The organism is Terrabacter sp. RAF57, assembly GCF_052113925.1.
In the GTDB taxonomy this organism is placed as follows: Bacteria; Actinomycetota; Actinomycetes; order Actinomycetales; family Dermatophilaceae; genus Terrabacter.
Genome location: NZ_JBFRDT010000001.1, coordinates 308,659 through 330,041, shown reverse-complemented (window position 1 = coordinate 330,041; position 21,383 = coordinate 308,659). Strand labels below are relative to the sequence as shown.

Annotated in this window: 21 protein-coding genes; 7 read left to right on the top strand and 14 right to left on the bottom strand. The window is 71.9% G+C overall.

Annotated elements, in window-relative coordinates; all coding sequences use genetic code 11:
* The first annotated feature begins 17 nt into the window (after nucleotides 1-17).
* Nucleotides 18-824: a UbiA family prenyltransferase gene (locus AB4Y83_RS01555; protein ID WP_442276675.1), complete on the top strand. Its 807-nt coding sequence runs from the start codon at nucleotides 18-20 to the stop codon at nucleotides 822-824.
* A gap of 12 nt (nucleotides 825-836) precedes the next feature.
* Here the strand turns inward: AB4Y83_RS01555 and AB4Y83_RS01550 are convergent, their stop codons facing one another.
* Entirely contained in the window at nucleotides 837-1,238 is a 402-nt protein-coding gene (locus tag AB4Y83_RS01550; RefSeq protein WP_056779166.1) for a PPOX class F420-dependent oxidoreductase, read from the bottom strand.
* A 182-nt stretch (nucleotides 1,239-1,420) separates the two neighbouring features.
* Here AB4Y83_RS01550 and AB4Y83_RS01545 point away from each other — a divergent pair, with 182 nt between their 5' ends.
* On the top strand, nucleotides 1,421-3,622 hold the full coding sequence (locus AB4Y83_RS01545; protein ID WP_442295833.1) for an ATP-dependent DNA ligase: 2,202 nt from the start codon (nucleotides 1,421-1,423) through the stop codon (nucleotides 3,620-3,622).
* 56 nt (nucleotides 3,623-3,678) lie between these two features.
* Here AB4Y83_RS01545 and AB4Y83_RS01540 read toward each other — a convergent pair whose 3' ends face one another.
* Nucleotides 3,679-4,020, bottom strand: coding sequence for a hypothetical protein (locus tag AB4Y83_RS01540; protein ID WP_235508532.1), 342 nt, complete (start codon nucleotides 4,018-4,020; stop codon nucleotides 3,679-3,681).
* A gap of 145 nt (nucleotides 4,021-4,165) precedes the next feature.
* Between AB4Y83_RS01540 and AB4Y83_RS01535 the strand changes: the two genes are divergently transcribed.
* Nucleotides 4,166-4,606 (top strand): SRPBCC family protein, encoded by a 441-nt coding sequence (locus AB4Y83_RS01535; RefSeq protein ID WP_442276672.1) that lies wholly within the window; start codon nucleotides 4,166-4,168, stop codon nucleotides 4,604-4,606.
* Between the two features lie 39 nt (nucleotides 4,607-4,645).
* On the opposite strand, the gene ptsP is transcribed toward AB4Y83_RS01535, so the two are convergent.
* The 5 genes from ptsP to AB4Y83_RS01510 form a co-directional block, all read right to left on the bottom strand.
* On the bottom strand, nucleotides 4,646-6,352 hold the full coding sequence (ptsP, locus tag AB4Y83_RS01530; protein ID WP_442276671.1) for a phosphoenolpyruvate--protein phosphotransferase: 1,707 nt from the start codon (nucleotides 6,350-6,352) through the stop codon (nucleotides 4,646-4,648).
* A gap of 5 nt (nucleotides 6,353-6,357) precedes the next feature.
* Nucleotides 6,358-6,627: an HPr family phosphocarrier protein gene (locus tag AB4Y83_RS01525; RefSeq protein ID WP_256792927.1), complete on the bottom strand. Its 270-nt coding sequence runs from the start codon at nucleotides 6,625-6,627 to the stop codon at nucleotides 6,358-6,360.
* Between the two features lie 76 nt (nucleotides 6,628-6,703).
* Entirely contained in the window at nucleotides 6,704-8,779 is a 2,076-nt protein-coding gene (locus tag AB4Y83_RS01520) for a PTS fructose transporter subunit IIABC (RefSeq protein ID WP_442276670.1), read from the bottom strand.
* A gap of 58 nt (nucleotides 8,780-8,837) precedes the next feature.
* Nucleotides 8,838-9,782, bottom strand: coding sequence for a 1-phosphofructokinase (gene pfkB, locus AB4Y83_RS01515; protein ID WP_442276669.1), 945 nt, complete (start codon nucleotides 9,780-9,782; stop codon nucleotides 8,838-8,840).
* A complete protein-coding gene (locus AB4Y83_RS01510; RefSeq protein WP_256792930.1) occupies nucleotides 9,779-10,540 on the bottom strand; it encodes a DeoR/GlpR family DNA-binding transcription regulator in 762 nt (253 codons plus the stop codon). The genes pfkB and AB4Y83_RS01510 overlap by 4 nt, the downstream gene beginning before the upstream one ends.
* Nucleotides 10,541-10,796: 256 nt before the next feature.
* On the opposite strand from AB4Y83_RS01510, the gene AB4Y83_RS01505 reads away from it, so the two are divergent.
* The gene (locus AB4Y83_RS01505; protein WP_442295832.1) at nucleotides 10,797-11,723 is read left to right on the top strand and encodes an alpha/beta hydrolase; all 927 of its coding nucleotides are present in this window, start codon (nucleotides 10,797-10,799) and stop codon (nucleotides 11,721-11,723) included.
* A gap of 69 nt (nucleotides 11,724-11,792) precedes the next feature.
* Here the strand turns inward: AB4Y83_RS01505 and AB4Y83_RS01500 are convergent, their stop codons facing one another.
* Nucleotides 11,793-13,577 carry an alkaline phosphatase D family protein gene (locus tag AB4Y83_RS01500; protein WP_442295831.1) on the bottom strand — a complete coding sequence of 595 codons (1,785 nt, stop codon included), beginning with the start codon at nucleotides 13,575-13,577 and terminating at the stop codon, nucleotides 11,793-11,795.
* Nucleotides 13,578-13,761: 184 nt separating this feature from the next.
* On the opposite strand from AB4Y83_RS01500, the gene AB4Y83_RS01495 reads away from it, so the two are divergent.
* Complete coding sequence (locus AB4Y83_RS01495) at nucleotides 13,762-13,950, top strand: hypothetical protein (RefSeq protein WP_020141819.1); 189 nt, start codon at nucleotides 13,762-13,764, stop codon at nucleotides 13,948-13,950.
* Nucleotides 13,951-13,986: 36 nt separating this feature from the next.
* Here AB4Y83_RS01495 and AB4Y83_RS01490 read toward each other — a convergent pair whose 3' ends face one another.
* The 4 genes from AB4Y83_RS01490 to AB4Y83_RS01475 are packed head-to-tail and all read right to left on the bottom strand — an operon-like array spanning nucleotide 13,987 to nucleotide 17,532.
* Nucleotides 13,987-15,009 (bottom strand): DUF4389 domain-containing protein, encoded by a 1,023-nt coding sequence (locus tag AB4Y83_RS01490; protein ID WP_442295830.1) that lies wholly within the window; start codon nucleotides 15,007-15,009, stop codon nucleotides 13,987-13,989.
* Entirely contained in the window at nucleotides 15,006-15,620 is a 615-nt protein-coding gene (locus tag AB4Y83_RS01485) for a hypothetical protein (protein ID WP_442295829.1), read from the bottom strand. The genes AB4Y83_RS01490 and AB4Y83_RS01485 overlap by 4 nt, the downstream gene beginning before the upstream one ends.
* Before the next feature lie 5 nt (nucleotides 15,621-15,625).
* Nucleotides 15,626-16,111 (bottom strand): hypothetical protein, encoded by a 486-nt coding sequence (locus AB4Y83_RS01480; RefSeq protein ID WP_442276664.1) that lies wholly within the window; start codon nucleotides 16,109-16,111, stop codon nucleotides 15,626-15,628.
* A complete protein-coding gene (locus tag AB4Y83_RS01475; protein ID WP_442276663.1) occupies nucleotides 16,108-17,532 on the bottom strand; it encodes a cyclic 2,3-diphosphoglycerate synthase in 1,425 nt (474 codons plus the stop codon). The genes AB4Y83_RS01480 and AB4Y83_RS01475 overlap by 4 nt, the downstream gene beginning before the upstream one ends.
* A 186-nt stretch (nucleotides 17,533-17,718) precedes the next feature.
* Here AB4Y83_RS01475 and rocD point away from each other — a divergent pair, with 186 nt between their 5' ends.
* Together rocD and AB4Y83_RS01465 are read left to right on the top strand one after the other, a co-directional pair.
* Entirely contained in the window at nucleotides 17,719-18,939 is a 1,221-nt protein-coding gene (gene rocD / locus AB4Y83_RS01470; protein WP_442276662.1) for an ornithine--oxo-acid transaminase, read from the top strand.
* Nucleotides 18,940-19,010: 71 nt separating this feature from the next.
* A complete protein-coding gene (locus AB4Y83_RS01465) occupies nucleotides 19,011-19,250 on the top strand; it encodes a hypothetical protein (RefSeq protein WP_056779221.1) in 240 nt (79 codons plus the stop codon).
* 31 nt (nucleotides 19,251-19,281) lie between these two features.
* Here AB4Y83_RS01465 and AB4Y83_RS01460 read toward each other — a convergent pair whose 3' ends face one another.
* Both AB4Y83_RS01460 and AB4Y83_RS01455 read right to left on the bottom strand, forming a co-directional pair.
* A complete protein-coding gene (locus AB4Y83_RS01460) occupies nucleotides 19,282-19,914 on the bottom strand; it encodes an SRPBCC family protein (RefSeq protein WP_442295828.1) in 633 nt (210 codons plus the stop codon).
* A gap of 310 nt (nucleotides 19,915-20,224) precedes the next feature.
* A complete protein-coding gene (locus AB4Y83_RS01455) occupies nucleotides 20,225-21,373 on the bottom strand; it encodes a hypothetical protein (RefSeq protein ID WP_442276660.1) in 1,149 nt (382 codons plus the stop codon).
* Nucleotides 21,374-21,383: the final 10 nt, after the last annotated feature.

The window sequence follows — 21,383 nt, the reverse complement described above, 5'->3', positions numbered from 1 at the left end:
ACACCTAGGCTCGGCGCGTGGCGGTGCGGCGGACGGTGCGAGGACTGGCGCTGGCCTGCCATCCGGGCCCGACCGTGGCCGTCACCGTGCTCACGGCGCTGCTCGCCTGGTCGGCCGGGCACACGCTGGCTCGTGGCGTCCTCGTGACCGCGGCCGTGCTCACCGGCCAACTGTCGATCGGGTGGTCCAACGACCTCGTCGACGCGCGCCGGGACCGCGCCGTGGGGCGCACCGACAAGCCCCTGGCCGCCGGCGCCGTGACCGAGCGGGTCGTCCGGGCCGCCTGCGCGGCCGCCCTGGCCGCGTGCGTCGTGCTGTCGCTCGCGTGCGGCTGGGCCTCGGGCCTCGTCCACCTGCTCCTCGGCGTCGCGTCCGGCTGGGCCTACAACCTGTGGTTCAAGCGCACCGCGCTCTCCCCGCTGCCGTATGCCGTCGCGTTCGCCGCGCTGCCGGCCGTCGTCACGCTCGCCCTCCCCCACCCCGTCTGGCCGCCGGCGTGGGTGCTCGTGACCGGGGCCCTGCTCGGGGTGGGCGCCCACCTGCTCAACGCCCTGCCCGACCTCGCCGACGACGAGGCGACCGGGGTGCGCGGGCTGCCGCACCGGCTCGGGTCTCGGGTCGTGCGGTGGCTCGCACCCGCGGTGCTGCTCGCGGGGTCGGTCGTGGCGGCATACGGCCCCGGTCTCGACGCCACGGGGCTGGGACTGCTCGCGGCGTGCGTGGCCCTCGCTGTCGTGGCCGTCGTGGGGCGCGGGCGGCTGCCGTTCGTCGCGGCGGTGCTCATCGCCCTCGCGAACGTCGTCAGCCTCGTCGCGCGCAGCTGACCCTCGTCACGCTCAGTCGGTCGGAGTGATCCGGACGACGACGCGCGTGCTGTTGCCGCGACGCACGACCCACTCGATGGCCATGAAGATGCGGAACTCGACGCCGTACTTGCGGCTGAGCCGGCGGTTGACGGCCTCGGAGGCGGCGGAGTCGCGGATGATCTCGGCGCGGCCCTCGACGACGGGCGCGTCGGGTTTGACGTTGCCCCGACGGTCGCACGGCTGCAGCGTGACGCGTGGGTCGTGGCGCAGGCGCTTGAGCTTGCCGGCACCCTCGGGGGTGCTGACGATCGCGGCGCCGGCGTCGGGCAGCACCCACACGGGGGTCGGGACCGGCTCGCCGTTGCGGCGGTAGGTCGTCAGCAGCACGAAGCGTTCGCCACCGAGGTTGTGGAGTGTGGGCGCCTGGGTCATGGGCACGACGTACCCGCTCCGGGCGCGCCGCGAGCAGGGTGCCCCCGTCGGCACCCTGTGCATTGGGTCACCCCGTGACTCACGGCCGGTTCGTCCGGCTCCCGCGGAACTGAGTCACCCCCTGACCCAATGCACAGCGCGTGGTCCGTCCCGTGGTCGCACCTCGTGGCTACGATCGGCGGGTGAGCGCCAAGCCCGTCGTCGTCGAAGCGCCCAGTCCGTCGAGCCCGTCGGGCGTGCGGGAGGTCCGCGTCTCGAGCCCCGACCGGGTGCTGTGGCCGGCGTCCGGGATGGCGGACGGCCAGCCGGTGACGAAGCTCGACATGGCGCACTACCTCGTCGCCGTCGCCGACCCGATGCTCCGAGCGCTCGGCGACCGGCCGGTGACGCTCCAGCGCTTCCCGGAGGGCATCGAGGGCGAGGAGTTCTTCTCCAAGAACCCGCCCAAGGGCGTGCCCGACGGCACGCGCACCGTCATGTGCACCTATCCGTCGGGCCGCAAGCACCCGCAGCTCGTCATCGACGAGATCGCCGACGCCGTGTGGGCCGCGCAGATGAACACCATCACCTTCCACCCGTGGCCGGTCCGCACGGCCGACGTCGACAAGCCCGACGAGCTGCGCATCGACCTCGACCCGCAGCCGGGGCGCGGCTTCAAGGACGCCGTCGAGGCCGCCGTCGCGCTGCGCGAGGTGATGGCCGAGATCGGGCTGACCGCATGGGCCAAGACGTCCGGCAACCGCGGCGTGCACGTCTACGCGCGGGTCGCGCCGACCCACGAGTTCCTCGACGTGCGCCACGGCGTCATCGGCATCGCGCGCGAGCTCGAGCGGCGACTCCCCGACCTCGTGACGACCTCGTGGTGGAAGGAGGAGCGCGGCGAGAAGATCTTCGTCGACTTCAACCAAGCCTGCCGCGACCGCACCATCGCCTCGGCCTACTCCCCCCGGCCGCTCCCGGGTGCGCCGGTCTCGACGCCGGTGACGTGGGACGAGCTCGGGTCCGTCGACCCCAAGGAGCTGACGGTGCGCACCGTGCCGCAGCTCATCGCCGACCGCGGCGACGCCTGGGCCGGCATCGACGACGAGGTGGGTGACGTCGCGGCCGCGATCGCCCTGTGGGACAAGGACGTCAGTGATCGCGGGCTCGGCGAGCTGAACTTCCCGCCCGACTACCCGAAGATGCCCGGCGAGCCGCCGCGCGTCCAGCCGAGCAAGCGCCGGCAGGACAAGGCGGATACGGAGTACATGGCTCCCAAGGCGGAGCGTGACGCCGATCTCCGCACGACGTGGGGCATGCCGGTCGTCCCTCCCGTGTCCCCGATGCTCGCCAAGCCGGTCAAGGACTTCACGGCCGTGAAGGTCGACGTGCTCTACGAGCCGAAGTGGGACGGCTTCCGGTCGATCATCTTCCGCTCCGGCGACCTCGTCGAGATCGGGTCGCGCAACGAGAAACCGATGACACGCTACTTCCCCGACGTCGTCGAGGCGGTGCTCGCCAACTTCCCCGACAAGTGCGTCATCGACGGCGAGATCGTCCTCGTCTCGCCCGAGTCCGGCGACCGGCTCGACTTCGACCTGCTCCAGCAGCGCATCCACCCGACGGCCTCACGCGTCAAGAAGCTCGCCGCCGAGACCCCGGCGTCCTTCATCGCCTTCGACCTCCTCGCACTCGGTGAGGAGTCCTACCTCGACAAGCCGTTCGCCGAGCGCCGGGCCGCGCTCGAGAAGGCCCTCGCCACGGCCGAGGCTCCGGTCCACCTGACCGCCGCGACCGCCGACCGCGACGTCGCCAGGGGCTGGTTCACCCAGTTCGAGGGCGCCGGGCTCGACGGGGTCATCGCCAAGCCGGTCGACATCGCCTACGAGCCCGACAAGCGCCTCATGTTCAAGATCAAGCACGAGCGCACCGCCGACTGCGTCGTCGCCGGCTACCGGGTCCACAAGAGCGGGCCCGACGCCATCGGCTCGCTCCTGCTCGGGCTCTACGGCGAGGACGGGCAGCTCGCCTCGGTCGGTGTCATCGGCGCCTTCCCCATGGCCCGCCGCAAGGAGATCTTCGAGGAGCTCCAGCCGCTCGTCGCCGAGTGGGACGAGCACCCCTGGAACTGGGCTGCTCCCGCGGAGGACACCGGCGGCGTACGCACTCCGCGGTCGTCGGAGCACTCCCGCTGGAACAACCAGAAGGACCTCTCCTTCGTGCCGCTGCGGCCCGAGCGGGTGGTCGAGGTGCGCTACGACCACATGGAGGGCACGCGCTTCCGGCACACGGCACAGTTCGTCCGGTGGCGTGAGGATCGCACCCCCGAGTCGTGCACCTTCGACCAGCTCGACGAGCCCGTCAGCTACGACCTCTCCGACGTCCTCTCCGCCGGATCCGACTGAGCGACAGCGCGTCTCGGCCGAGTCAGGTGCCGCGTCAGTGCCGCTTCGGTGCCGCGTCAGTGGCGGGGCTGGCGAGGTCGGCGGTCGTGGTGTCGGTCGGCGGCCTCGCGCAGCTGGGACACGACCTTCGTCTCGGCGTCGTTGAGCGCGGCCTTGGTGTCGGTGAGGTGGGAGACGCCGATCACCGTCGGCAGACCGCTGATGCAGACCTCGACGGAGGTGTGCATGCCCGGTTGGCCACGGTCCTTGACCCGCAGCCCGATGTGGACCATCGACGGGTCGAAGCGCTCCAGCTGGGTGAACAGCTGGCTCAGCGCGTGCTCGATGAAGGGAAGGTCGTCCTCGTGGTACCCGTCCTCGAGACGGACCCGATCCATGAAGAGGCTGGACGTGCTCATGCCGAGCTCCTTTGCCGCGTGGGCGCCGGTGTCGACGTCCACCTCGATTCTATCGAGCCGCCTTGGCGTCCAACCGTTCCGGACGTATGAAGGTGGTCACCCGCGGGTCGCTGACGGTTCCCCGCATCGGCAGTAGCGTTCGAGGATGCAGTTCACCCAGGAGGTCGTCGTCCAGGTGCCGCGGGCGCGGTTCATCGAGCTCTTCGACGACCCGGACAACCTGCCGAAGTGGCAGGAGGGCCTCGTCTCGTTCGAGCCGATCCACGGCGAGCCGGGTCACCCGGGGGCCCAGTCGCGGCTGACCTTCCGGCGTGGGCGCGGCACCCTCGAGATGGTCGAGACCGTGACGCGCCGGGACCTGCCGTATGCGTTCGAGGGCACCTACGACGCCAAGGGCGTCCACTCGACGACGCGCAACGAGTTTCACGAGGCCGGCCCTGATGCCACGCGCTGGGTGACCCACAACGACTTCGAGTTCCACGGCGTCATGAAGGTCGTCGGCCTCGTGCTCGCCAAGAGCTTCCCGAAGCAGAGCCTGTCGATGATGGAGGCCTTCAAGACCTTCGCCGAGTCGCAGCCGCGCTAGCGGCCACGACCCGGCCCAGGTCGTCTCAGGGCAACGGGCTCAGAGCAGGTCGGTGAGCTCCGTCCGAGCGGCCTCGCGCACGGCCGTGAGGGCGTCGATGGCGGTGCGCGCACCGCGAGCTGCGGCCGCGAGGTCCTGACACTCGGCCACGGAGTGGAGCGACAGGGCCAGGCGCACGACCGGCACCTTGCTCGGCGCCATCGACAGCGACGAGACCCCGAGGCCGACGAGGACGAGGGCGAGCAGGGGGTCACCGGCTGACTCGCCGCAGACCCCGATGGGGCGGCCGGCTCGGGCGGCCCCCTCGCACGCGAGCCCGACGACGTCGAGGACGCCCGGCTGCCACGGGTCGAGCAGGTCGGACAGCGCGCCCTGCATGCGGTCGGCGGCCATCGTGTACTGAGCGAGGTCGTTGGTGCCGAGCGAGCCGAAGTCGACCTCGCCGAGCACGTCGTGGGCCCGCAGCGCTGCGCCGGGCACCTCGATCATGACGCCGGCCTTGGGCAGCCCGTTCTCGCGGACGCGGCGCGCGAACCACGCGGCCTCCTCCGCCGTTGCGACCATCGGGGCCATGACGCGCACGTCGGCCCCGGTCTCGCGGGCGGCGATGGCGAGCGCCTCGAGCTGGGCGTCGAGCAGGTCGGGCCGCTCGGCCGAGAGCCGCAGGCCGCGACGCCCGAGCGCGGGGTTCTCTTCCGGCCCGAGGTCGGCGAACTTGAGCGGCTTGTCGGCGCCGGCGTCGAGGGTGCGCACGACGACGCGTCGGCCTTCGAACGGCGCGAAGACGCCGCGGTAGATCTCGGTCTGCTCCTCGACCGTCGGTGCCTTCGTCGCCGAGAGGTAGACGAACTCGGTACGGAAGAGCCCGACCCCCTCGAGGTCCTGGGCGCCGGCCGCGACGGCGTCCTCGACGCCGCCGATGTTCGCGAGCAGCGCGACCTCGGCGCCGTCGGACGTGCGACCAGGACCGGAGAGGTGCGACAACGCCTCGGCGCGACGCGCAGCCCGCTCCCGCTGGGCGGTGACGAGCTCCATGTCGGGGTCGATCGTCACCTCACCGGTGTCGCCGTCGAGCGCGACGGGCGTGCCCGCGGCGATCTCGGTGGCCCCGGCGAGCTGGACGACGGCGGGGATGCCCATCTGCGCGGCGAGGATTGCCGTGTGGCTCGTCCGGCCGCCGGCCTCGGTGATGATCCCGACGACGAGTCGACGGTCGAGCGTCGCCGTCTCGGCGGGCGCGAGGTCCTCGGCGACGATGACGCTGGGCTCGGTGAAGGAGGGTACGCCGGGGGCGGGGACCCCGAGCACCGCGGCGACCGCGCGCGACCCGACGTCCCGCAGGTCGGCGACCCGCTCGGCGAAGTAGCCGCCGAGCGCCTCGAACTGGGCGGCATACGTCTCGACGGCGTTCTCGATGGAGTGCGCCCGGCCGTGCCCGGCGGCGAGCTCCTTGGCCGCGGCCTTGACGAGGCCCTTGTCGCGGGCGATGAGGGCGGTCGCCTTGAGGATCTGCTGGGCCGTGTCGTCGACCCGGGTCGCCCGCTCCTCGAGCGAGACGGCGACCGACTCGAAGGCCGCGCGTACGTCGGCGAGCGCCGCCTCCTCGTCGTCGACCGCGGTCTCGTCGGCCGGCGGCCGGACCGGTGGTGCGACCTGCACCACCGGCCCGTACGCCGTGCCCGGGCTGACACCGATGCCGTGCCTGGTCTCCGAAGAGGGCTCCGAACGGGTCTCCGACTCGGCCATCCTCGTTACTCCGCGTCGAGGTCGCGCGAGAGGAGGTCGACGAGCGAGTCCAGCGTCTCGTCGGCGCCGTCGCCCTCAGCCGTCAGGACGACCTCCTCGCCGTGCCTGGCCCCGAGGGCCATGACGCCGAGGATGCTCGTCGCGTCGACGGGGTCCTCGCCGGGCTTGGCGATCTCGACGTCGAGCCCGGACGCGCTCGCGGCCTCGACGAAGAGAGCGGCCGGGCGGGCGTGGAGGCCCACCGAGGAGGCGATGGTGACGGTGCGGGTTGCCATGGACGTGCTCCTTCTATGGATTCAGAGTGGTCGTGCTGTCGATGTGGATCAGACGGCGATCGAGCTCACGCCCTGATCAGACCGTAGCGCTCGCCTCGACCTCTGCAAGGTGGGTGTCACGCGACTTGAGGGCGACGACGATCGACGCCATGACGAGGACGCCGATCACGAGCGCCAGCAGGAAGAGCAGGAAGTTGCCGATGAGCGGCAGCACCCAGATGCCTCCGTGCGGGGCTCGCAGCGTCGACCCGAAGACCATGACCAGCGCTCCCGTGATCGCCGAGCCGACGACCGAGCCGGCGATGACGCGGATCGGGTCGACGGCGGCGAAGGGGATCGCGCCCTCGGAGATGAACGACGCTCCCAGCAACCAGGCCGCCTTGCCGTTCTCGAGCTCCGGCTCCGAGAAGAGCTTCGGACGCACCGTCGTGGCGAGCGCCATCGCGAGCGGCGCGACCATGCCGGCCGCCATGACGGCCGCCATGATCTTCAGCTGCGGCGCGTCGGTGGCGGCACCTGCGGCTGCGAGACCGGTCGTGGCGAACGCGTAGGCGACCTTGTTGACGGGCCCACCGAGGTCGAAGCCCATCATCGCGCCGAGGATGACACCGAGGATGATCGCGCTCGCGCCCGACATGCCCGTCAACCACGTGTTGAGCGCGTCGGTCAGGCCCTTGATCGGGCGGCCGAGCACGGTGATGAAGAGTCCGATCGTGATGAAGGACGACAGGAGCGGGATGACGACGACGGGCATGATGCCTCGCACGCCCTTGGCGACGTTCCAGTTCGAGACCCACCGGGCGACGAGACCGCCGAGCACACCGGTGACGAGACCACCGATGAATCCGGCACCCATGGTCGAGGCCACGGCGCCACCGACGATGCCCGGGACCAGACCGGGCCGGTCGGCGATGGCGAAGGCGATGAAGCCCGAGAGGATCGGCACGAGGAAGCCGAAGGCCGCGTTGCCGATGACGAAGAGCAGGGCAGCCCAGGACGTCAGGCTCAACGCGCTGAAGGTCTGCGCGATGTTGTACTGGTCGGTCGAGGTGAGGTTGTACTTCACGATCTCGATCGGGCCCTGCTCACCGATCGCGACCTGGGCGAGCATGAACGACAGGGCGATGAGGATGCCGCCGGCCGCGACGAACGGGATCATGTAGGAGACACCCGTCATCAGCCACTGGCGGATCATCGTGCCCGTGCTCGAGCCGCTCTCGACCTTCGAGACGAGCCCACCGGACGGACCTGCGGCGGCTGCGGCGGCGACGGCGGTCTCGCGCTTGCTCGGGTCGGCGTCCCACTCGGTGACGAGCTGCTCGGCCTGGGAGACGAGGGCCGGGCCGTCGGAGATGCCCTTCTTGACGCCCACGTCGACGAGCGGTTTTCCGGCGAAGCGGCCGGCATCCTTGACGGGCAGGTCGTGCGCGAAGATCACGGCGTCGGCGGCGGCGATCTCGGCCGCGCTGAGCGGCTTGGAGCCCGCCGAGCCCTGGGTCTCGACCTTCATCGTGTGGCCGGCGGCCTTGGCGGCGTTCTCGAGGCCCTCGGCCGCCATGTAGGTGTGGGCGATGCCGGTCGGGCACGAGGTGACCCCGACGAGGTTGAGCGCGCGCTTGGCCGCCGGCGCTGCGGCGCCGGTGGTGTCCGTGCGGGCAGCACCGGCACCGGCACCGGCTCCGGCGGCCGCGGCCGCCATGACGGGCTGGTCGAGCTCGACCTCGGCACTGACGATGCGGACGACCTCGGCCTCGGTCGTCGCGGCTGCGAGCGCGGCCTTGAAGTCCTTCTTCATGAGGGCGCGGGCGAGCTTGGGCAGCATCTGCATGTGCGCGTCGCCGCCGGCCTCAGGCGCGGCGATGAGGAACACGAGCGTCGCAGGACCGTCCTTGGCGCCCCAGTCGATGCCGTCCGTGCGGCCGAAGACGAGCGACGGCTCGGTGATGGCGGCGCTGCGCGCGTGCGGGATGCCGATGCCGCCGGGAAGCCCGGTCGCCATCGTCTCCTCGCGCTTGCGCACGTCGCTGAGGAAGGTGTCGAGGTCGGTGCACCTGCCGGACGCGACGAGGCGCTCGCCGAGCTTCCGGGTCGCCTCGTGGCGGTCGGCACCGGTGAGGTCGAGGACGACCTGGTCTTCGGTGATGAGGGACATGCGTTTTCCTTTCGGAGGATGAGGCGATCAGGTGTTCGGCATCAGTGGTCGTGCCGTGTCAGGAGAGGACACGGCCGAAGTCGGGCTCGCGCGTCAGCTCGGCGCGTATGCCGTCGAGGTCCTCGGGCTTGGGCACCCGGCTTCCGGGGAGGGTGACCGCCGCGGCACCCCACGTCACGCCCGTCAGGAGCGCGTCGGCCGGGTCCTGACCGGTCGACAGGCCGTGGAGCATGCCGGCCAGCATGCAGTCGCCGGCGCCCACCGTGGACAAGGGTGCCGTGATCGACGCGTGGCCGTGGGCGCAGTCGTCGGCCGTCACGAGCAGGGCCCCGTCACCGCCGAGGCTGACGGCCACGACGTCGATGCCGCCGGCGACGAGCTCTCGGGCCGCGTCCCGGACGTGGCCCAGGGTGGGCAGGTCGTGGTCGACGAGCTCGGCGAGCTCCTCGTGGTTGGGCTTGATGAGGTGCGGCTTCGCGGCCACGGCCGCGGCGAACGGTGCGCCTGACGAGTCGATGGCGATCCGCCCGCCGCGCTCGCGCACGCGCCTGACGAGGCCGGCGTAGAGGTCGGTCGAGGCGCCGGGCGGGAGGCTGCCGCAGCCGACGACCCACTGCGCGCCGGTGGCGCGATCGAGGGTGGTGGCCAGCAGCGCTTCCACCTCGGCGGCGGACAGGTCGGGGCCGGGCTCGTTGAGCTTCGTCGTCGTGCCGTCCGGCTCGAGGACGCTGATGTTCATCCGGACCGAGCCACCGACCGGCACGGACGCGTAGGCGACACCGGCGCTGTCGAGCAGCTGCTCGAGCAGGTGGCCCTCGGGCCCGCCGCTCGGGATGACCGCGACGGTCGAGCTGCCCTGCGCGGCGAGGACGCGGGAGACGTTGACGCCCTTGCCACCCGGGTCGATCCGGCTGCTCGTGGCGCGGTGCACCTCGCCGGGACGGAGCACGTCGATGAGGACGGCCCGGTCGATGCTCGGGTTGGGCGTGAACGTGACGATCATGCGGTCACCACTTCCGGTCCGGCCGCTCGGATCTCGGCGGCGACGTCGTCGTCGAGGTCGGTGTCGCTGATGACGACGTCGACGTCGGCGAGCTGGGCAAATCGGTGGAGGTGGTCGTCGCCGGCCTTGCTCGAGTCGGCGAGGACCACGCACTTGCGGGCGGCGGTGACCATGGCGCGTTTGACGAGGGCCTCGGACTGGTCGGGCGTCGTGAGGCCCCGGACGACGGACAGGCCGTTGGTGCCGATGACGGCGACGTCGACGACGACGTCGGCCAGGGCGCCCGTGGCCCAGTCGCCGACGGCGGCGCCGGTCGTGCCGCGGACGCGTCCACCGAGGAGGTACAGCGTGATGCCGGGGTGGGTCGAGAGGACCGTCGCCGCGGCGAGGCTGTTGGTGAGGACCGTGAGGTCGAGGTCGGGCGGGAGCATCTCGGCGACGGCCAGGGTGGTCGAGCCGCCGTCGAGGATGATGCTGCCGCCGCTGGGCAGCTCGTCGAGCGCACGGGCTGCGATGCGACGCTTGACGTCGGCGAGGCGGCCGGACCGCGTGGCCAAGGTCGGCTCGACCTCGAGGCGCTCGACGGGGATCGCGCCACCGTGGACCCGGCGCAGGGAGCCGCGGCGTTCGAGGGCGGTGAGGTCGCGGCGCACGGTCTCGGCGGCGACACCCAGCGAGTCGGCGAGGGCGGTGACCTCGACCCGGCCGGCGCGACGCGCCTCAGCGATGATCCGCTGCTGCCGCTCCGCTGCGTACATCGGACTCCTTCGTCCTGTGTGGTTCCCATCGTGCCCTCTGGGGCTCGTCCCACAAGGAAACCACCGGTGCGGCGTGAAGTAAATAGATTCGGGCACCCGTTTCTGTGGTTTCCAGACGGTGATGTCGGCGAAACGGGCAATGCGGGCGGCCGGCCCGACGCCCGAGCCACCTCGTGGGCAGACGCTCCCCCGAGACGCGGCGGACGGCATACGCTGCCGCTCGACGGCCAGTCACCGAGCAGATCGAGGACGATCCATGCAGAGCAGCACGTTCACGCTGACCACGCCCGACGGCACCGACGTCTTCGTCAACCGGTGGCTCCCCGACGGCGACGTGAGGGCGGTCGTCCAGATCGCGCACGGCCTCGCCGAGCACTCGAGCCGCTACGCCCGCTTCGCCCAGCGCCTCACCGACCACGGGCATGCCGTCTACGGCTCCGACCACCGCGGGCACGGCAAGACGTCGAGCCCACGCGGCTCCTTCGCCGAGCGGGACGGCTGGCAGACGGTCATCGACGACCTGCACGCCGTCACCGACAAGGCCCGCGAGGAACAGCCGGGACGGCCCGTCGTCCTCGTCGGCCACAGCATGGGCTCGTTCATCTCGAGGGGGTATGCCGCCCAGTACGGTCCCGAGCTCGCCGGCCTCGTGCTGACGGGCACCGCCGGGGGCGCCGGCGCCATCGGCAAGGTCGGCGTCTTCCTCGCCTCGACCCAGGCCCGGCTCCGCGGGCACGAGCACGCGAGCGGCCTGATGAACACGCTGAGCTTCGGGCAGTACAACTCGGCGTTCAAGCCGACCCGCACCGACTTCGACTGGCTCTCGAGGGACCCGGCCGAGGTCGACAAGTACGTCAACGACCCCGACTGCGGATTCGTCTTCAGCGCAGGCGGATTCGCCGACCTGCTGCGCGGGCTCGGGTCGGTCAACACCGACCGTGTGGCCTCGCGCATCCCCAAGGACCTGCCGGTCCACCTCGCCTCGGGCGACCAGGACCCGGTCGGCGCCAACGGCAAGGGCGTGCAGCAGGTCGCCGACCAGCTGCGACGGCTCGGGGTGCAGGACGTCACGGTGAAGCTGTGGCCGCAGGCCCGCCACGAGATCCTCAACGAGACGAACCGCGACGAGGTCGAGGTCGAGATCGTCGACTGGATCGACGCGCACCTCGCCGCTCAGGGCTGACCCACACCGCACGCGCACGTCAGCGCCCACTCGACCACGAGCGGCGAGTGGGCGCTGCCGTGCCGGAGGTCAGCCGCCCCGGGGCAGGTCCGAGCGCGGGCCGACCGGCCCGGTCGCCGGCGAGAGGCGGCGTGTGCCCGCGAGCGTCTGGAGGCTGCGCGTGTAGGTGGGCACGATCGTCGGGACGACGCGCGGGTCGGGCTGGGCGCTCGTCGGCACCGGGGTGTGGTGGTAGTCGGCCTGCACGCGCTCGGGCGTCACGTCGATGACGACGTAGCCGTGGCTGACCCCGTCGATGTAGCGCAGCCACGGGTTGAGCTGCTGCGCCGCGCCGATGGCCTGCCGGGTCACGGCGACGACGACCTCGGGCGGCTGTCCGGCGAGCTGCGGCGTGCGCCCGAGCACCTCGAAGAAGCCGTCGCTCGTCACCGACGGGCAGACGAACTCGACCCCCGCGGAGGCGTAGGCCGTCTGGCCGGGTGACGACGTGACGGGCAGGTCGCACGAGAACGACGCGTGGATGTCGCCGGTCAGCACGACCGCGTCGCCGGCGGCCGGGGGCTGCGCGGCGAGGTGGTCGAGCAGGCTCCTGCGGTCGGCGGTGTAGCCGTCCCACTGGTCGGCGTTGACGAAGGTCAGACCGGGGGCGCCGAGCGCGGCACCCGGGTAGAGGACCGGCGCGACCATGACCTGGTTGCCGAGCAGGTGCCACTGGCGCCCCTGCTCGGCGAGGCCGTCCTTGAGCCAGCTCAGCTGCTCCGGTTCGGGCAGGTGCCGGGCCGCCGAGGCGATGGCCCCGTCGATCGCCGGGCTGACCCCGATCGGGACGAACCCGTCGAACGGCACGTCGGGCACGGTCACCTGGGCGCTGCGGTTCTGCCTCGTCTCGAGGATCGACAGGTCGCCGAGGGCTCCGAACGTGAACCGCTTGAAGAAGCGCGTGCCCCGGTGCAGCACGGACTGGTCGGGCATCCGGAACGGCATCCACTCGAGGTAGGCCTGCATGGCCCGGGCCCGGCGCGCGAGGTAGTCGCCCTCGCCCGCCTGGTGGTTCTGGGCGCCGCCGGCCCACGCGTTGTTGGCGACCTCGTGGTCGTCGAAGATCGTGATCCACGGCAGCTTCTGGTGCGCGGCCTGCGCGTCGGGGTCGGCCTTGTGCAGCGCGTGGCGCAGCCGGTACCCGGTCAGGTCGATGGTCTCGGTCGCGGGCTGGCCGTCGCGGACGCCGACGAGCGCGGCGGGGCCGTAGCGGTCGGCGCCGTTGCCGTACTCGTAGATGTAGTCGCCGACGTGGAGCACGAAGTCGAGGTCGTCGCGGGCGGCGATGGCGCGGTAGGCCGTGAAGAAGCCGCCCGTGTAGTTGCTGCAGCTGACGAGGGCCATCCGCAGCGCGTGGGTCTCGCCCGAAATGTCGCCGKCGGTCTGGGTGCGCCCGACGTCGCTGAACTCACCGAGCGACTGGAAGCGGTAGAAGTAGCGCGTGTAGGGGTCGAGCCCGGTGACGTCGACCTTGACCGTGTGGTCGCTGTCGGGCGAGGTCATGACGGTGCCGTGGGCGGCGATCCGCGTGAAGCGCTGGTCGCGGGCGACCTGCCAGCGCACCGGGATCGACCGGCCCAGGCCGCTGCCCGGAGTGGCGACGGGCTCTCCGGGGCGGGCCGGTGGCGTGGCGCGGGTCCAGATGATGACGGAGTCGGCGGTGGGGTCACCGCTGGCGACCCCGTAGCCGAAGATGCCCCGACTCGCCGGCGCCGCAGCGGCGGCCGGGTCGAAGACGCGGGGGACGGCGAGGGCGGCGGTGGCCGCGGCCACACCCTTGAGGAGGGTGCGCCGGTCGAGGGACGGCATTGTCATGCTCCGGAGGCTAAGCCCGCCCGGTGACCGACAGGGGCGTACGCGTCGACCGGCATCGGGCGAGCGCGTGACCGATGGTGGTCGGCGACGGCATACGGCTTCGGTTGGCCGCTGGCGCGTGAGGTGACGGGGCGGGTCCGGCGACGTAGCGTCGGCACATGAGCACCTACCTGCGGGTCCGGTCATGACCCGCCCGGTCCGCGTCATCGTCGGCGTCCTCGTGCTGCTCGTCGGAGCGCTGTGGACGCTGCAGGGTCTCGGCTACGTCGGCGGCAGCGCGATGTCGGGCAACACGCTGTGGGCCGTCATCGGTCCGATCGTCGCCGTCGCGGGTCTCGGGCTCGCACTGTCGCGACCTCGCCGCCGCCCCTGACCGAGGCGGCAGGAGCGCTGCGGCGAGGTCAGCCGGTCAGCTGACCCGGGTGGGGCCGGTCGGGCGGACGGCGTCGTCGGCCACCGGCGGCGGGAGCGTCGGGGGTGGCGGCGGTCCCGGCAGTCCCTGGGGCACCTCGGCACCACCCTCGTCGAGCTGGAACGGCGGGTAGACGTCCGTCATGAGCGCGGCGTAGGCGATGACGCGGTAGACCCACCGGTTGAGGCCGGCGACGAGGTCGAAGAGCGCTCGCGGGTAGTGGCCGGCGAAGAGGAGCGACAGCCCCGCGACGAGGACGAGCAGTCCGAGCAGGCCTCCGCTCAGGATGTTGAGGCGACCGTTCCCGTCGGTGTCCCTCGCCCAGGTCCACGCCCACGAGCCGCCACCGACGAGCAGGCCGACGATGAGGTAGTGCGGGATCGCGAGCAGCCACCACTTGACGAGGACGAGACCCCGCGAGAGCCGCCCCGGGTAGGCGATGTCGAGCCGCGCCGGATAGTCGGGCTCGTCGTCGAGGCTGAACGGCGGGTAGCGGTCGGTGCCGAGGCCGCCGCTGCTCGCGTAGTAGGACACGCGCCAGGTCCACCGGAGCACCCCGAGGTTGAAGTCGAAGAGCCCGCGGGGGTAGCGCCCGGTGACGAGGATCGCGAAGAACGCGAAGACACTGACGACCGAGAACGCGATCCACAGGAAGCCGAGCACGATGACGTGCGGTATCGCGAGGAACCACTTGACGAGCCACAGCCACCGCGAGAGCGGCTCGTCGAGGCGCGCGTCGAGCGCGACCGGACTCACGGCTCGGGGGTGCGTCGGCAGCGACGCCGGTGCGGCGACGGGAGACGCCTCGACGGTCGGGGCGGGCAGGCCGCCGTCCGGCGGCGCGATGCCGCCGGCCTGGGGCGGCCTGGTGCCGTTCGCGCCGCGGACGATCAGGGCCACGGCGATCCCCGTCAGGACGAGACCGATCCCGAGCATGACGAGAGCGAGGGGCAGGAGGAAGCCGGCCCGCACCCCGACGGTCGCGGCGACGGCGACCCCGGCGCTCCCGTCGGCGTTCATGATGACGGCGGCCCACTGGCCCCCGGTGACGCGCCAGGACGCTGCTGCTGGCCGGCACCGGTGGCCGAGGTGGTCCAGAAGGTCTGCGTCGTCGGGGCGGCCACGGTCGAGGCGCCCGGAGTCGCCCGCAGCACAGCGGCGCTCGCGCTCCCGTCGCGGGCCCGCGCGATGCCGACGACCTGCTCGTGGGCGACGCCCTGGAGGTATGCCGTGAGGTCGCCGGACGGTGCCACGCCGAGGAACACGTCGGTCCCGGACGCGAGCGGACGTGCCGTGAGCCGGAGGTCGAGGTCGAGCCGGTCGAGCACCCAGGCGGGCACGTCGGGACCCGTCTCGACGACGATGTCCTCGGCCGTGATGGCCGGCGACTGGCTCGTGAGGGCAGGGAGCGTCAGGGAGAGGTAGCCCGCGTCGTCCCGCCCCACGGCATACGTGATGGCGAGGCCGGCGCCGCCGAGGAGCAGACCCAGCCCGGGCAGGATGAGCAGGCAGCCGATGACGAGGGCCGCGATGTGGCGCCCAGCGGGATGGAACCCACCCGTCGTGCCGGGAGGGGCCATGGGGTTGGAGGGGTTGGAGGGGTTGGAGGGGTTGGGACTGGTGGCGGTCACGACGATCACATCCTCGGGAAGCGGCCCGTGACGAGCCGCACGATGGCCTCGACGATCCCGACGACGCTGCCGACGACGCCGATCGCGAGCAGCACGCGCGCGACGACCTCCCAGCCGGTGCCGATGACGTCGAGCGGGAAGACCTGCCACATCTGCACCAGGGCGATGAGGCCGAAGCCGATGGAGATGATGTCGCCGAAGGCCCGCGGTCGTGGCTCGTCGACGACGACGTTGACGAGGTCGGCGATGGCTCTCGCGATGATCGAGGCGTTGACCGCGCCGATGACGAGGACGGTGCGCGGGGTGAGGAACGGCACGACCTCCCAGCCGGGCCAGACGTTGATGAGCAGGAGCATGACGAGGCTCGTGAGGAGCGACCCGGCGTAGCCCGCACGCCGCCCTCGCTGGGGTACGGGCGCTCGGGGGTCGAGCTCGTGGCCGCTCCGGTGGTCGCGAGAGTCGGAGGGCAGGTGTTCGGTCGGCGTGGTCATGACGCGCTCCCCGCCAACGTGGAGTCCGCATGGGTGCCGAGGACGTCCTGGACGTCGAGGGGCAGCGCGGTCCGGAGCGCGGCCGCGAGGCCACCGGGCACGATCTCRCGCAGCTCGTAGCGAGCCCGCACGAGGGGTGCGGGCACCGTCAGCACCCGGGTGAGGTCGATGGGCGTGCCGCTGACGACGGCTTCGCACTCGCCCGCGACGACGGCCGACCGGATCGTCGCCTCGAGGTCGCGCACCTGGCCCCCGCCGTAGCCCATGGCCGGCAGGACGCCCCGCGCGTTCGGGTACTTCGCGTAGGTCGCGGCGATGGACCCCACGGCATACGGGGTCGGGTCGACGATCAGGGCGGCACCGGCCGCGCGCGCGCCGACGACGCCGGCGCCGTAGGTCATCGAGCCGTGCGTCAGGGTCGGTCCGTCCTCGACGACGATGACGCGGCGGCCGTGGACGGCGGCGGGATCGTCGACGGTGACCGGGCTGTCGGCGCGCAGCACCGTGGCACGGGGGTTGAGGGCGCGCACCGATGCCTCGACCGCCTCGATGTCGGCGGTGCGTGCCGAGTCGCACTTCGCGATGACGACGACGTCGGCCATCCGGACGTTGGCCTCGCCCGGGTGGTAGGCCGCCTCGTCGCCGGGTCGCAGCGGGTCGGCGAGGACGACGTGGAGGTCGGGGACGTAGAAGGGGAGGTCGTTGTTGCCGCCGTCCCAGAGGATGACGTCGGCCTCCTGCTCGGCCTCGCGCAGGATCCGCTCGTAGTCGACACCGGCGTAGACGACGACGCCCGCGTCGAGGTGCGGCTCGTACTCCTCACGCTCTTCGATCGTGCAGTCGTGGCGGTCGAGGTCGGCGTAGGTCGCGAAGCGCTGGCACGCCTGGGCGGCGAGGTCGCCGTAGGGCATCGGGTGCCGGACCGCGACGACGCGCTGGCCGAGGTCGAGGAGCAACCGGGCGAGGTAGCGCGTCGTCTGGCTCTTGCCGACGCCCGTGCGCACGGCGGTCACGGCCACCACGGGCTTCGTGCTGCGTAGCATCGTGCGCCGCGCGCTGTGGAGACGGAAGTCGGCGCCGGCAGCGATGCAGCGTGATGCGAGGTGCATGACCTGTTCGTGCCGCACGTCGGAGTAGGCGAAGACGACGACGTCGACGTGCTCCCGCTCGACGAGGTCGGGCAGCTCGGACTCCGCGACGATCGGAATGCCTTGCGGATAGAGCGATCCCGCGAGCTCGGGCGGATAGCGGCGGCCGTCGATGTCGGGGATCTGCGTCGCGGTGAAGGCGACGACCTCGGAGGCAGGGTCGTCGCGGAAGACGACGTTGAAGTCGTGGAAGTCCCGGCCGGCAGCGCCGAGGATGACGACGCGAGTCCGGGCTGCACGGTGAGTGTCGGTGCTGGGGCTGGTGGTGCTCATGGCCATCTCCACGGCTGGGTCACCGACGTGACCGACACACCTCACCACGGGTAGTCCTGGCTGCGGGACCCGCCTCTCCGAGTGTCCCACCGGGGCGTCGTGGCGGCGATGGTCCGAGAGCGGGATCACCCCGGTTTCGAGTCACATTCGGCCACCACCGAAGCGGTCCGGTGCCACGATCGAAGGGTGAGCGACACGGCGGCACGAACCGGGACCACGCACGAGCACGTCTCCTTGGCGCAGAGCTGGATCGCCAACAACTACAGCCCATTACCCGTCGTCATCGCGTCTGCCGAAGGCGCCTGGGTCACCGACGTCGACGGTCGCCGCTACCTCGACGCGCTGGCCGGCTACTCGGCCCTCAACTTCGGTCACCTCCACCCGACGCTCGTCGCCGCGGCCCGGTCGCAGCTCGACCGGCTGACGCTGACGAGCCGCGCCTTCCACAGCGACCGGCTCGGACCCTTCTGCCGGGACCTCGCGACCCTCGCCGGCAAGGAGCTCGTGCTGCCGATGAACACCGGCGCCGAGGCCGTCGAGACGGCGATCAAGACGGCGCGACGGTGGGGCTACGAGGTCAAGGGCGTGCCGGACGGACGGGCCCGGATCGTCGTCATGGCCGGCAACTTCCACGGCCGCACGACGACGATCGTCAGCTTCTCCGACGACCCGCTCGCGCACGACCACTACGGCCCCTACACACCCGGCTTCGACATGGTGCCCTTCGGCGACCTCGCGGCGGTCGAGGCCGCGATCACCGACGAGACCGTCGCCGTGCTCCTCGAGCCGATCCAGGGCGAGGGCGGCGTCATCCTCCCGCCCGACGGGTGGCTGCGCGACGTGCGCCGGCTGACCCGGGACCGGAACGTGCTCATGGTCGCCGACGAGATCCAGTCGGGGCTCGGTCGCACCGGCACGACCTTCGCCTGCGACGTCGAGGGCGTCGTGCCCGACATCTACGTCCTCGGCAAGGCGCTCGGGGGCGGCATCGTCCCGGTGTCGGCCGTCGTCGCGGACCGTGACGTGCTCGGCGTCTTCACGCCCGGCAGCCACGGGTCGACCTTCGGCGGCAACCCGCTCGGGGCGGCGGTCGGGCAGGCGGTCGTCGGACTGCTCTCGACCGGCGAGTTCCAGCAGCGGGCGCGGCACCTCGGCGCGCTGCTCGACGACGGGCTGCGCGACCTGATCGGGCACGGCGTCGACGCGGTGCGCTGCCGCGGCCTCTGGGCCGGCGTCGACCTCGACCCGGGCCTCATGACCGGGCGCGAGGCGTCGCACCGACTTCTCGAGCACGGCGTCCTCGTCAAGGACACGCACGGCTCGACGGTGCGCATCGCTCCCCCGCTCGTCGTCGGCGAGATGGAGCTCGAGATCCTCCTCGACGCCTTCCGGGCGATCCTGCGTTGAGGGTCGATCCTGCATCCGTCTTGCCACCCGCGTTCCAGCACCGAGAGCTCCACCGTCCCTGAGGAGGGGTCATGGCACAGAAGAAGTGGTCGGACCTGACGAGCGGCCAGCAGCGGGCGATCCTCGTCGCGGGCTGCGTTCAGCTGTCGCTGGCGGCGACGGCCTGGGCCGACCTGGCCCGACGGCCGGCGAGCGAGATCGTGGGGAGCAAGGGAAAGTGGGCCGCGATCATCGCGATCAACTTCGTCGGACCGCTCGCCTACTTCGCGCGGGGACGGCGGGTGGTCGCCACGGAGGCGTCGGCCGCCTGATTCGCGATCGCACGCGCACGGAGACCGCGGCCTACGCCATGGCCGCGCGCTCGGCGCGGTCGCGGATGCCGCGGAGCATCTTCTGGCTCATGAGGGAGCTCGCGGCCGAGACCGGCTCGACGCGGAGCGGCGACCAGCGGTGGGTGTAGGCGAAGCGCTCGCGGGTGATGAGCCGTGTCGCGCGGTGCGGGTGCCGGCGCAGGACGAACGACCACGTGAAGTCGTACGGCGCGGCCTCCGGGTCGCCGGTCACGTCCGGCGCGGCGTGCAGCACGAGTGAGCGCCCGGGTTCGACCGAGGCGACGGCCAGAGCGACCTGCGGGTGGAGGCGCACGAGGTCACCGACGGCGAGCTGCTGCCATTCGGGGACGATGGTGTCGGCGCTGTGCAGTCGGCAGCCGGCGAGGTTCTCGAGCCGGTCGTAGCTGTAGAAGCCGCCCCGGTCGGCGCCGAGCTGCACGACCCACGGCCAGACGTCCTCGGGCGGCGCCTCGATGGTGATGGCGCGCGTCGCGACGAGGCCGGCGACCGGGAGGATCTCGTCGCCCGGAAGGTGCTCGCGCGTCTCCTCGGTCGTCGCACCCCAGTGCAACGCAGACCAGCGCAGCGTCACCACGGACAGGACCGCGGCGCCGGCGACCAACGGTGCGACGAGGCGCCTCATGATCTCCACGGTAGTCCGGAAACCGTTGGCGCGCGGCGAGATCCGCGTCACCGTCGAGTCGGGCGCCGAGGCGGTTCCGACACGAAACACCCCGGAAAGTGTTGGAGCCCGGCTCGCGTTCGCGAGTCCGGGCTACCAGTGACGGTTCACGTACCACAACGGGCCAACCGTCGAAGTCTTGGTCTTCCTGGGAACGAGTGTCCCGCCCCAGGGCGACCGCGACAGAGTGACACGCCGGTGTCGGCGCAGTTCGTGGAAATGACGCAAGATGGCACAAACAGACCAGAAGTGACTAGTCCCCCAGGCCTTCTCAGCTGATCGGCGACCCCGTCGCGAGACCGGTGAGAGCGCCGTCGGGGACGACGCGGACGCAGCCCCACTCGAGGCCGAGCCGGTCCATGACGGCCTGGCTCGTGACGTGACGCAGGCGGCCGCCGTCGACGAGCCACACCGGGTCGGCGGACCGCTCGCGCAGCAGGGTCCGGTCGAGCGGCATCTGGCGCAGACCGGTGAGCGACCCCTGCGGGATCTCGCGGACCTTGCCCCAGTCGAGGCCGAGACCCTCGAAGACCTCGGGCGACGGGATCCAGAAGGCCTTGCCGCCGTAGACGACGTGGATCGGGTCGGTGCCGCGCTCGCGGACGAGCGTGCCGTTGCCGGGGTGGGTCGCGACGTGGGCCATCGACCCGGGCTTGGCCGACACGACGGCGTCCCAGCGCAGCCCGCACGCGTCGAACTCCGCGGGCGACGGCACCCAGAACTGGCCCCCGCCGCGGATCATCATGATGCGCGGGTCGGTCGAGTCGTGGATGACGCGGCCGTCGGCGAGGTAGCCCGGCACCTTGCGGGTGTAGCTCTCGACGAAGAGCCCGCGCCACGTCTTGCCGTTGCTGCCGGTGATGGCGCGCTCGGCCGGGTCGTCGACGGTGGTGAGCTTGAGCCGGACCTCCTGGCCCGGGTTGTTGTTGTCGTAGACGAGGACGTAGGTGTAGCGGCTGTCCTGCTCCCAGCCGTACGCGACGACCTGGTGGTCGTTGCCGAGCTCGGTGACCGAGCGGGCCTGGGTGAGGCCGAGCAGGACCGGCTGGCCGGAGTTGAGACGCGCCCTGAGCTTGGGCAGCTCGTCCTCGCGGGTCATCCGGGCGACGCCCTTGCCGCGCAGCCAGGTCGGGTGGTCGAGGCTCGTCGCGTACTGGACGAACTTCAGACCGTTGTCGACGAAGGTGTCCATGAGCCGGGCGTAGATGTAGTCGGCGACGAGCGAGCCGTCCTGCGGCAGAGTGCCGTTCGTCGACATGGCGAGGCCGGCGTACCAGTAGTCCATGGCGGCGGCCGCCATGCCGCCGCAGCGGCCGCGGGTCGTGATGTCGACCCCGACGGCCGGGATCCGGAGGACGTGGTTGGTGAAGCCGTTGCTGAAGGCGAAGCCGTTCTCGGCGGGCGTGAAGCTGATGCGCATGGTCGTGTGT

Excerpts from the sequence above, each read along its gene's own strand:
- AB4Y83_RS01490 (WP_442295830.1), bottom strand. The coding sequence starts at position 15,009 with ATGAACGCCGACGGGAGCGCCGGGGTCGCCGTCGCCGCGACCGTCGGG.
- AB4Y83_RS01480 (WP_442276664.1), bottom strand. The coding sequence starts at position 16,111 with ATGACCACGCCGACCGAACACCTGCCCTCCGACTCTCGCGACCACCGG.
- AB4Y83_RS01540 (WP_235508532.1), bottom strand. The coding sequence starts at position 4,020 with ATGAGCACGTCCAGCCTCTTCATGGATCGGGTCCGTCTCGAGGACGGG.
- AB4Y83_RS01535 (WP_442276672.1), top strand. The coding sequence starts at position 4,166 with ATGCAGTTCACCCAGGAGGTCGTCGTCCAGGTGCCGCGGGCGCGGTTC.
- AB4Y83_RS01455 (WP_442276660.1), bottom strand. The coding sequence starts at position 21,373 with ATGCGCATCAGCTTCACGCCCGCCGAGAACGGCTTCGCCTTCAGCAAC.
- AB4Y83_RS01495 (WP_020141819.1), top strand. The coding sequence starts at position 13,762 with ATGACCCGCCCGGTCCGCGTCATCGTCGGCGTCCTCGTGCTGCTCGTC.
- AB4Y83_RS01505 (WP_442295832.1), top strand. The coding sequence starts at position 10,797 with ATGCAGAGCAGCACGTTCACGCTGACCACGCCCGACGGCACCGACGTC.
- AB4Y83_RS01510 (WP_256792930.1), bottom strand. The coding sequence starts at position 10,540 with ATGTACGCAGCGGAGCGGCAGCAGCGGATCATCGCTGAGGCGCGTCGC.
- AB4Y83_RS01465 (WP_056779221.1), top strand. The coding sequence starts at position 19,011 with ATGGCACAGAAGAAGTGGTCGGACCTGACGAGCGGCCAGCAGCGGGCG.
- AB4Y83_RS01550 (WP_056779166.1), bottom strand. The coding sequence starts at position 1,238 with ATGACCCAGGCGCCCACACTCCACAACCTCGGTGGCGAACGCTTCGTG.
- pfkB (WP_442276669.1), bottom strand. The coding sequence starts at position 9,782 with ATGATCGTCACGTTCACGCCCAACCCGAGCATCGACCGGGCCGTCCTC.
- AB4Y83_RS01520 (WP_442276670.1), bottom strand. The coding sequence starts at position 8,779 with ATGTCCCTCATCACCGAAGACCAGGTCGTCCTCGACCTCACCGGTGCC.
- AB4Y83_RS01525 (WP_256792927.1), bottom strand. The coding sequence starts at position 6,627 with ATGGCAACCCGCACCGTCACCATCGCCTCCTCGGTGGGCCTCCACGCC.
- AB4Y83_RS01460 (WP_442295828.1), bottom strand. The coding sequence starts at position 19,914 with ATGAGGCGCCTCGTCGCACCGTTGGTCGCCGGCGCCGCGGTCCTGTCC.
- ptsP (WP_442276671.1), bottom strand. The coding sequence starts at position 6,352 with ATGGCCGAGTCGGAGACCCGTTCGGAGCCCTCTTCGGAGACCAGGCAC.